Source organism: Sphingomonas populi (assembly GCF_004208535.1).
Taxonomy (GTDB): domain Bacteria; phylum Pseudomonadota; class Alphaproteobacteria; order Sphingomonadales; family Sphingomonadaceae; genus Sphingomonas; species Sphingomonas populi.
On sequence record NZ_SGIS01000075.1, the window covers coordinates 1 to 9,781 of the forward strand.

The following is a 9,781-nucleotide window of genomic DNA, read 5'->3' on the forward strand; positions in this document are numbered from 1 at the left end:
CCATCAATCGCTACCTCAAGGAACACAACGCCGACCCAAAGCCCTTCGTCTGGACCAAGCCCGCCGCTCAAATCCTCGACAAGCTCGCCAGACTGCCTGCATCTTCCGTCTGACTCGCTGCACTAGGTTCCGATAGATGCCCGGTCTATGCCAGCCTCAATTCACCGCTCACAGACAAGCGGACTTAAGATGATTACGATTAAAATTGCGCCCGCCATTTCCCCGAGCGAAGCATAGGAGATTGACATCGTTTAATACCCCTATCATATGAACGCGCGTTCAATGGTTTCCGGCATCCGCCCCCGTAGCCAAGAGGGGAGGAGCCGAGGGATCAAAAAATTTCTGGTTTCTATCAGAATAATAAGAATGGGTGAGGAGATTAAAGATGGCGCTTAAAATGCTATTGCTGGGCGGAGTTTCGGCCATTACCATCTTGGCCCAGCCCGTCGAGGCGCAGACTAGTAGTGCCGCTCAGCATCCGCAGGAAAATACGTCAGATATCGGCGCTGGCGATATTGTCGTTACCGCGCAGCGTCGCGATCAGCGACTTCAGGATGTGCCTATTTCGATCAGCGCGATTGGAGCATCCTCGCTGTCCAACTCTGGGGTGACCGGCATATCGCAACTCCAGGCCGCGTCTCCCAACCTGCAGGTCAATAAGCAGAACGGTTCCGCGAACCTCTTCATGCGGGGTATCGGCTTCTCGTCCGGCGACCTCGCCGCAGAAAGCTCTGTCGCGATCTATGTCGATGGAGTTTATCAGCCGACCACCTTTGCGAACGTGTTCGAATTCAACGGACTGGAGCGCATTGAGGTGTTGAAGGGCCCGCAAGGCACGCTTTTCGGCCGCAATGCGACGGGAGGCGTGGTGCAAGTCATTACCAAGGATCCGTCGTCCACGCCCGAAATGAATTTCGATGTCGGCTATGCGAACTACGAAACCGTCAAAGCATCGGCCTATGTTTCGGGGGTGCTAGCAGATAATGTCTCGGCAAACGTTGCCATTCAATATCAAAATCAAAACAAGGGTTGGGGCAGGAACGTTACCCTTGATCAGAAGGCATTCTACGCGCGCGATTTCAATCTGCGCGGTAAATTGCTGTTCACGCCCGATAACAAGACACGGATCATGGTATCCGGAAATTATAGCAATTTTGATCACGATAACATCGATTTACAAAATCCTCCCGGCTCGACCCTTCTCACCGGAGAGGGTTACCTTGGGCGTTATCGGACTGCCGGTGATGTAGCGTCGACGATAAGCGGTAAGAGCTACGGCGGGTCACTCACCGCGACGCATGATTTTGGCGGCTTCCAGATCCGCAATATCTCGGCTTACCAGAAATTCTCGGGCTATCAGGTGTTCGATCAGGACACTTCGTCTTTGGCTTTCGTCAAGGGGGAATTCTTCATGCGTACGCGCATGATATCCGAAGAGTTCCATGTCATGGCCCCTTCCAGCTCACGGTTCCAGTGGCTCGCGGGCGTATATTATTTCAACTATGATACAGCCTTCGATCCCGTGAATGTCACGGGCGTGCTTTTCGGGCCCATCGGCGGTGTGTCGGTGTATGGTCAAGGCCGAACACGATCGATCGCAGGGTTCGCTCAGGGTACTTACCCGCTGACGGACAAACTCAATCTGACAGCGGGTATTCGGTACAGCCGCGACAAGGTAACCTATATCGGCTCCGAAACCATTGTGAACAGCCCGATTTTCGTCGATCCGGAGCAGACTAAGGAATATTTGAAGTCCAAGCCCACCTGGCGCCTGTCTCTCGATTATAAGTTTTCGCCTGACGTCCTTGGCTATATCTCTTATAACCGGGGTGTGAAATCGGGCAATTTTGCCCTAGGAACGGCTCCGTCATTCAACGAGGCTTACCAGCCTGAACAGATTGACGCCTATGAAGCGGGTTTGAAGACGCAGTTTTTTGATCGAAAGATCACGTTCAACGCCGCGGCTTTCTATTACAACTTCAAGAACATTCAGTTTCAGAAGAGAGCCGCTGGAGTTGTCACCACAGTTAACGGGCCAAGCGCGAGTATTTACGGCATTGAAGCTGATCTGACGGGCAGGATCACGCGTGAACTTACTCTGCATGCGAGTGGGGGATACTTGCACACCCAGCTTGGGGACTTCCCTGGCGCGCCCAATACGAACCGTCTGTCCAACGGCCTAGACGATTTCGGTGATCCAACCTACAACGCGAAGGGCAACCGCCTTCCGTACGCGCCCAAATATTCGGGGAATGTCGGCTTCGATTATCGCCGTCCCGTTGAAAGCGGACACGTGAAGCTGAGCAGCAATCTGCTGTATTCCGGCAAGGCCTACGGCGAACTGGATAACCGACTCTTCGTCAAGCAATATGTGGCTCTTTCGGCCTCGCTTGGGTGGGAAGGTGATGATGGCTTGCGAGTATCGGTTTGGGGAAACAACCTCACCAACACCTACTATTACACCTTCATTGGTGCCACGGCCGGAGCGTCGGACGTAGCTATCCCCGCCGCGCCCCGTACATATGGCATCACGCTTGGATACAGCTTCTAGACCACATGATGGCCTGAGGCTGTGCGACCCCGTCTCGTAATATTCAGGAGGTCGCGTCGGACAGGTCGGCGCGACCTCCTGCATGGAGACGAGCAATGAGCAGTACAGTGAAGTATGTCGGGTTGGACGTCCACAAGAACACGATAGCAGTGGCAAGGGTGCTACGCGGAATATCGGCGCCCATGCGCGCGAAAATCTCGTTTTGCCGATAGAGCGGCAACTGGTCGTCAAATTTCGACACCAGCACATAGGCCAGGAGACTGGCGCCGACCATGCTGCCGGGGATCGGACGGCTCGGTGTCGGCGCCTGGACCATCTCGTCGTCCGTGAACAACTCGATGTCGGCAAAGGGGGCGGTTTCGGTGTCTCGTTGCGCGAGGTCGGACTACGGGCGGTCGATGCGTGTGGATCGGCGTCCAAAGCGGTACCCCGGCAGCCTGTCGGCAAGCGATTGAAAAGGCTGCCGACAATGTACCAGAGTGGGGTCCAGATCCGCGCCGATCCCTGCACGGCTTGAGCTCGAAAATCGCGCCGGATCAGTCCGTTATCAAGACTTGGATCGGGTCCCGCTTTGGACGCCAATCCACACGGCACGCCGCCCAATGCCCACAGGGCGTTCTGCAGCCCTTCCGCCAGGGCAACGAAGCTCTCGCCACCCAGAATGACATGGGCATGCTCGAACCCGCTGTAGCCGAGACGAAAATGGTAAAAGCGGTGATCCAGCCGTTGACCAGCGACGGTGACAGTCTGGGCGCCGAGGTCGCCCATCTCGGTAAAATCTGACATCCCCATCCGCCTGGGCTCGTGGACCTGGCGAAAGATCACTTCCTGCTCGACGCCGTTGAGCGCGCGCCATGCGCGGATACGTCGTTCCAGCGTTCGACGTACGCCCGGATCCAGACTGGGATGGCGGCGCTCCAGTTCCCTGAAAATGCCGACTGCCCGAAGTCCCGGCGCAGCGTTCAACATCGGCACCACCTCAGCGTCGAAGATGTCGATCAAGGGGTCTGGACGTCGCCGTCCTCGCACCTCTGACGGCCGAGGCGCGCTCTGGCCTTCCCCTTCGAGCAAGTACGCGGTCGACTTGCCGAACGATGCTATCGCCGCAGCGACTGCGACGCCATCTGTCTGTCGGGCCTTCGTATAAAGTTTCCTTTGGTGATCGGTGACGTGGCGGCCAGGCAATGGTCAGATCCCTTCTCGGAAGGAATCCAGCCTTACCCGGCTTGGCGCGGTCACCGACAACCACCCCTCAAAGGGGCGCCAAAGTTGCCATTATCCGCGGCTTTTGCTGACGCTCGGGCTTCTGGACGGTTAATTATTGTAGTCATGGCCTCGCGCACGCTTCGCGGGATCATTTTCAGTCATGCGAGACCCGGCACCGACGGCAAGCCCTTCGAGTGCAAGACCGTAGCCATGTTCTTCGAGGAAAAGCTTCTTCCAATGTCGCGTCAGCACAATCCTCGAATATTTGACGACAAGAGGCGACCTGTCGAGGATGAAACGCGCCCAGTACCAAGCCCGCGCCAGCAATTCGTCGGCAGGCAGCACCTCATTAACGAGGCCGAGTTCATAGGCTCTCCGGGCGCCAATCTTCTCGCCGGTCAGCAGGAAATAGCCGGCCCTGACAGGATTAATCAATCGCTGGAAAAGCGTCTGAATGCCGTCGCCAGGTACGATGTTGGAGAAAAAGTGCGGCGTGTCTTGAAACGAAGCCTCTTCACTGGCGAGAACGATGTCGCCCAAAAGAGCCAACTCCGCGTGATAGAGAGCGGGGCCATTGACGGCTGCGATGACCGGAACTTCAATTTCGAGAAGATTATTCAGCAAGTACCGCCCATGGGACAGGACGCCATCCCAGATGAAAGAGGGAACGGCTTGGTCCGGATTTTCCGGCGTGGGCTTAGAGTTGGGAATTTCTTCGCGAGCGATAAAACCATCAGCGGTGCCAGTGATGATGACACACTTGTTTTCGGGATCGCGGGCGATGTCATAGAAGAGGTGTGACAGACCGTGGTGGACCTCGACATCCCAGATGATGGAAGCCTGATCGTCGCCATGGCCATGCAACCGGATCTCGAGAATCCCCTCTTCCCGATGCAATGAGACGAAGCGCTGATATTGTTCTGCGTATTGCGACAGCTCTTTATGGAACATCTTGGCCTCTCCTATTTATGACGAGATGAGGTCACGTCGATCTTTTATCGGCTGACATCATCCGTCAATTTATATAATTTCGAGGAATGTCAATTTGCGCAGGACGAAAGCCTTCCATAGAGGTGGCGCCGATGACCGTTCCTGCCTTGAACATTGAACGCCCTGGAAAGGTAGATCCAACGCAATACACGCTCATTCGATCTGCGGGCTAGACATTCGCCTTCTCGGTTAAGCCGGCGCCATTTCCAGACGCCACCTCACGCTGGCGATCAGAAGTGGGCGGAGTCCCAACGCGCTCGGCATTTATAAATTGGGTCAGTATCTGGCGAGCACGGCCTGCTGCTCTGTCTGTGGTGAGAAAGATCGGCCGCAAATCGTCAAAGTCTGCATCGCCCATTCGCTCCTGGACGAGGGCGATCATCGGCTCATCCTCATGGCGAAATGCACTGTCCACGCCCTTCCAGAAAATCTCATCCAGTGTTTTGTCATCGATCCGGACGTTGCGGGCGTTGAGCCAGAAGTAATGCGATGTCTTGGCGGTTTCGGGCGTCAGAAAATGGTAAGAAGGGATCATAAGCGCTTCGTCCGAAGAGGCACCGCACTCAGTGACACCGACCTCAAGATAAAGATTGCTTGGTGCGTCCCAACGCATATGAGCCCAACGATCGCAGGTTTCAGACTTGCTCTCCCAGATCATCCTGGTGAACGGCGTCACTGACTCGCCCTTGAAAAAATACTTCGCCCAGACGGTTGAGCCTTCGCTCTTCATACTGAAGGTCGAGTTATCGCTGGAATCGGGGTTACCCAGGGCCGGGTGCAGAAATTGGGCATGGGTCAGGTCCAGCAGATTGTCGACCGGAAGCTGGTAGTTGCCTGAAACCGGAAGATAGCCGCGCACCACCGCAAAGCGTGGATCGGTATCAAAGGATCCAAAGTCAGGCAGCTTGTCCTCGCTTGCCTGGGCAGCATCCCCCATCCAGATCCATGCTACGCCATGCCGCTCCATCAACGGGAAGGCCTGGACCGTAGCGGCCTTCGGCACTGGCCCGTGGTAATTGTGCACACAGCTACCGTCGCTGCCGAACCGCAGGCCGTGATAGGGGCACTCGATGGCGTTTTCGACCAGCTTGCCTTTCGAGAGTGGGGCAAACCTGTGCGGGCAGCGATCCGCCAAGGCGACGGGCGCTCCATCCTCCTCGCGAAACATGACGACCGGTTGGTCCAAAAATGTCCGGGAAAGTGGCGTTCTGCCAACTTCGTCCGACCAAGCTGCCGCATACCAGGCGTTTCGCAAATACTCTATCTTGGCTTCAGGCACGAAAATGATCCTCAATCCTACATTTTCGAGAAGACTACCCCGCCCGCGTCAAGCATAAAGCTATGGGCGACGCTAAATATGCTACTATCGTCCAATTGGATGGAGGTCCTCTGCTCGACATTATCCTATATGCGTTTGCCGCGACCGTCCAAGCGGCGAAGGACTGCAAAACGCCGAGCCTTACACCGGCTGCCCTATCGGCGGCAGACACCCATTATCTGCATCGGCTAATACGCGAAAGGCCAGCCGAGCATCTCCCGATTGTCCTATTTCGCGACCGGCGACCAATCTCATAAGCGAGAATGGTTATCCACAGACACGCCAACCCGCCGACCAGTTTCTCCGAAGTTTTGCGTCCAGCACCCGAGAAGCTCGTTTTTCATCAGGTAAGCTGCCGACCGAGGTAACCGGGGCAGATTTCCGGGCAAGGGTCTTGCGGAGGCATGCGAAGTTTTATTCAGGCTATGGATGACTTCTGGCGGCGGCATTGACGGTGATGAGGGCGATTTCGACCTTCGGCGTGTTGTTGCTACGCTGGTTGAACGTTGCGACCGGTTGGCTGAAGAGAGCGAGACGCTTCGGGCCCAGAACGAAGAGCTCAAGGTCGAGAATGAGGCACTGCGGGACGAGATCAGGCAACTGAAGGGCCTGCCGCCGCGTCCGAAGCTCAAGCCGAAGCCATCGGGTATGGAGAAGTCGACTCAGCCCGAGCCCGCCAAGGGCAGGAAGCGGGTGAAGCGCCGGCGCGGGACGGTGAAGTCAAAGCTGGTGGTGACACGCGAGGTGCGCCTCAAGGCCAAGGCCCCAGTGGGTTCGCGGTTCAAAGGCTACGAGGACGTTCTGGTCCAGGATCTGCGGTTGGACGTTGAGGTTGTACGCTAGTCGTCCGTGAACAACTCGATGTCGGCAAAAGGTGTCTCGTTGCGCGAGGTCGGACTACGGGCGGTCGATGCGCGCAGCCGCAGGTTTTCAGGCGGCTGTGGGCTGGACCGGGAGGACGAGCGCGATCCATGCGAGGAACGCACGCCAAAGCGCGGCGAGCCAGGCGACGAGCAGTCGCATATTGTGGCCGGCAGCGACGAGAAGCGCGTTGATCGCATCGCCCTGAGCGCCGGCGAGATGCTTCCGCTCGAGTAGTCCGTCAGATTTTGTGTGCCCGATTATCGGCTCGATGGCGCTGCGTCGCTTGAGCTCGCGGCGGATGGTGGGCGAGGTTAGGCGAATATCTTGCCAGGATTCATGAGATTGAGTGGGTCGAGTGCCTGTTTGATGGCCCGCATGGAAGCGACCGCGTCAGCGCCTGCCTCCTCGATCAGATAATCCTGCTTCACCATGCCGATCCCATGCTCGCCCGTGCATGTTCCACCGGCGGCGATGGCGGCATGGATCATGCGTGAATAGACATCCTCGGCGCGGCGCTTTTCATCGGCATCATCGGGTGCGATCAGGAATGACACATGGAAATTGCCGTCTCCGACATGACCTACGATCGGAGCCGACAATCCGTTGCGCTCGATGTCGGCGCGAACCGACAAGACGGCATTCGGCAACTCGCTGATAGGCACCGCAACATCAGAAGCCCAGATCGTCGCATTCGGGCGGAAGGCGCGATTGGCGTGGTAGGCGTTGTGCCGCGCTCTCCAAAGACGGTTGCGCTCCTCGGAAGACGTGGCCCATGTGAAGCCGCTGCCGCAATTCGCTTCTGCCAGTTCGGCGACGACCTGCGCCTGCTCTTCCGTGCCTGCCGGACTGCCGTGGAACTCGAGGAACAGATGGGGCTGCTCGGGAAGCCTGAGCGCTGAATAGGCATTGCAAGCGCGAACCTGCGTCTCGTCCATGAACTCGACCCGCGCAATGGGGATGCCGAGCTGAATGGTCTGCATGACTGTTTCAACCGCGCCAGCCAGCGTTTGAAAACCGCAGGTGGCAGAAAGGATCGATTCAGGAATGCCGTAGAGCCGCAGCTTTATTTCGGTAATGAATCCCAATGTGCCTTCGGAGCCGACATACAGCCGTGTAAGGTCATAGCCTGCAGAGGACTTTCGCGCTCGTCCGCCCGTCCGGATCACGGTGCCGTCCGGCTGGACAATGGTCAGCCCCAGGACGTTTTGCGCCATGGTGCCATAACGCACCGCATTCGTACCGGAGGCGCGTGTAGACGCCATGCCACCGATCGACGCATCAGCGCCAGGATCGATAGGAAAGAAGAGGCCGCGGTCACGCAGATAATGGTTGAGCTGCTCGCGCGTGACCCCCGGCTCGACACCGCAATCGAGATCGGATTCATTGACCTCGAGGATGCGATCCATCTTGGCAAAATTGACGGCAAGTCCACCGGACGGCGCCGCGATATGGCCCTCCAGCGATGTGCCTGCACCGCTCGCCACCATCGGGAGACGATGGCGGTGGCATATTTTGGCAATTTCGCTGACCTCGTCGGTCGAGCTCGGAAATGCCACCGCGTCGGGCGGATAGGCATCCGGAAAGGATTCTCCAGAAGCATATTGCGCGATGACACCCGACGCAGTGCTTAGCTTATCACCGAGAAGCTCCTGAAGTTCGCCGAATGCCGCGTCCAAACCTGCGGAACGCATAGTCTCATGCTTTGTCATGCCGATCTCCTCAACTGGCCATGCCTTTCGGTCAGCCCGTAATAACTTGCCATCAACGTCTGCGCCCGCCGTGCAATACACCGCGCCGTTGGATTCGCCTTACGGCAACTTCACTGGCTCGACGCCGAACTCCGCCTTCCATCGCTCGGCATTGGCCCAGAGACTCGTATCGCAGCGCTCGTCCCAGCGCCGCGCCGATGATGGCTGTCGTTTAAGCGAAAGTTGGCGCTCTTTCGCATCTCAGCTCGCGGTCCAGCCCCCGTCGATCACCAGTTCCGACCCCGTCATGAAGCTTGCTCCCGTCGAACCGAGGAATACAATGCCGCTGGCGATTTCCTTGGGGTCGCACGTGCGGCCCATCGCCATCAATCGATCAGCTTCGGCGCGTGCCGTCTCCAAGTCCGGTGCGAGGCCCAGTTTCACGAACGTCGCGAATATATGCTCACTCATGTTGGTCTTGACGCCCCCGGGGTGAACCGAGTTGACGCGAATATTGTATCGCAAAGCAGCGAATTCGATCGCTGCACATTTGCTAAACAGCCGCACCGCGCCCTTGCTGGCTCCATAAGCGGCCGAAAAAGAATTGCCGACCAGACCACTGGTCGAGGAGATGTTGATGATCGATGCGCCGCCCTCGCGGGTTTTGCCCGCTTCCTTGAGTAACGGCAGCATCGCCTTATGCGAAAGCAGCATCGAATCTGCATTGACCGCCATCACGCGCCGCCAGTCGGCGAGAGAGTGTTCTTCGATCGTTGCGATCTTGACGACGCCGGCGTTATTGACGAGCACGTCGAGCCTTCCCCAACGCTCCTGAATGGTCGCCGCGATCTTTTGCCAGTCCTGCTCGTCGGTCACGTCATGCGCCAGCGTCAGCGTGCCGATCTCGGGCGCGCGCAGGTCGGTCGCGATGACCTCGGCGCCCGCCTCCAGCATCGCCGTCACGGTAGCGCTGCCTATGCCACCGCTGGCTCCTGTAACGAGCGCTACCGCGCCTTCCAAAACTCCGCCCATGTCATTCACTCTTATTTAGCGGTGTAGCCACCGTCGACGACCAGTTCCGAGCCGGTCATGAAACTGGCATCGTCAGACGCGAGGAAAGCTACGACTGAGGCGATCTCTTCGGGCTCGGCCATTCGGCCCAGC

Annotated in this window: 7 protein-coding genes and 4 pseudogenes; 3 read left to right on the plus strand and 8 right to left on the minus strand. The window is 57.6% G+C overall.

Annotated elements, in window-relative coordinates; genetic code table 11:
• Together EWE75_RS25810 and EWE75_RS23000 are read left to right on the plus strand one after the other, a co-directional pair.
• A pseudogene (locus EWE75_RS25810) lies at positions 1 to 113 on the plus strand (IS630 family transposase); the annotation flags it as partial.
• 272 nt (positions 114 to 385) lie between these two features.
• Complete coding sequence (locus EWE75_RS23000) at positions 386 to 2,551, plus strand: TonB-dependent receptor (RefSeq protein WP_130160403.1); 2,166 nt, start codon at positions 386 to 388, stop codon at positions 2,549 to 2,551.
• Between the two features lie 154 nt (positions 2,552 to 2,705).
• Here EWE75_RS23000 and EWE75_RS23005 read toward each other — a convergent pair.
• From EWE75_RS23005 to EWE75_RS23020, 4 genes and pseudogenes are all read right to left on the minus strand, one after another.
• A pseudogene (locus EWE75_RS23005) lies at positions 2,706 to 2,873 on the minus strand (IS66 family transposase); the annotation flags it as partial.
• A gap of 266 nt (positions 2,874 to 3,139) precedes the next feature.
• A pseudogene (locus EWE75_RS25815) lies at positions 3,140 to 3,736 on the minus strand (IS21 family transposase); the annotation flags it as partial.
• A gap of 129 nt (positions 3,737 to 3,865) precedes the next feature.
• A complete protein-coding gene (locus EWE75_RS23015) occupies positions 3,866 to 4,708 on the minus strand; it encodes an enoyl-CoA hydratase/isomerase family protein (RefSeq protein ID WP_130160404.1) in 843 nt (280 codons plus the stop codon).
• Between the two features lie 208 nt (positions 4,709 to 4,916).
• Positions 4,917 to 6,026 (minus strand): aromatic ring-hydroxylating oxygenase subunit alpha, encoded by a 1,110-nt coding sequence (locus tag EWE75_RS23020; protein ID WP_165388504.1) that lies wholly within the window; start codon positions 6,024 to 6,026, stop codon positions 4,917 to 4,919.
• A 468-nt stretch (positions 6,027 to 6,494) separates the two neighbouring features.
• On the opposite strand from EWE75_RS23020, the gene EWE75_RS23025 reads away from it, so the two are divergent.
• Positions 6,495 to 6,908 (plus strand): hypothetical protein, encoded by a 414-nt coding sequence (locus EWE75_RS23025; protein ID WP_130160406.1) that lies wholly within the window; start codon positions 6,495 to 6,497, stop codon positions 6,906 to 6,908.
• Between the two features lie 87 nt (positions 6,909 to 6,995).
• On the opposite strand, the pseudogene EWE75_RS23030 reads toward EWE75_RS23025, so the two are convergent.
• From EWE75_RS23030 to EWE75_RS23045, 4 genes and pseudogenes are all read right to left on the minus strand, one after another.
• Positions 6,996 to 7,238 (minus strand): annotated as a pseudogene (locus EWE75_RS23030) (IS5/IS1182 family transposase); the annotation flags it as partial.
• A 2-nt stretch (positions 7,239 to 7,240) separates the two neighbouring features.
• Entirely contained in the window at positions 7,241 to 8,638 is a 1,398-nt protein-coding gene (locus EWE75_RS23035) for an FAD-binding oxidoreductase (RefSeq protein ID WP_130160407.1), read from the minus strand.
• Positions 8,639 to 8,878: 240 nt separating this feature from the next.
• Positions 8,879 to 9,649: an SDR family NAD(P)-dependent oxidoreductase gene (locus tag EWE75_RS23040; RefSeq protein ID WP_130160409.1), complete on the minus strand. Its 771-nt coding sequence runs from the start codon at positions 9,647 to 9,649 to the stop codon at positions 8,879 to 8,881.
• A gap of 11 nt (positions 9,650 to 9,660) precedes the next feature.
• On the minus strand, positions 9,661 to 9,771 hold the full coding sequence (locus tag EWE75_RS23045; RefSeq protein WP_427915817.1) for an SDR family oxidoreductase: 111 nt from the start codon (positions 9,769 to 9,771) through the stop codon (positions 9,661 to 9,663).
• Positions 9,772 to 9,781 lie beyond the last annotated feature (10 nt).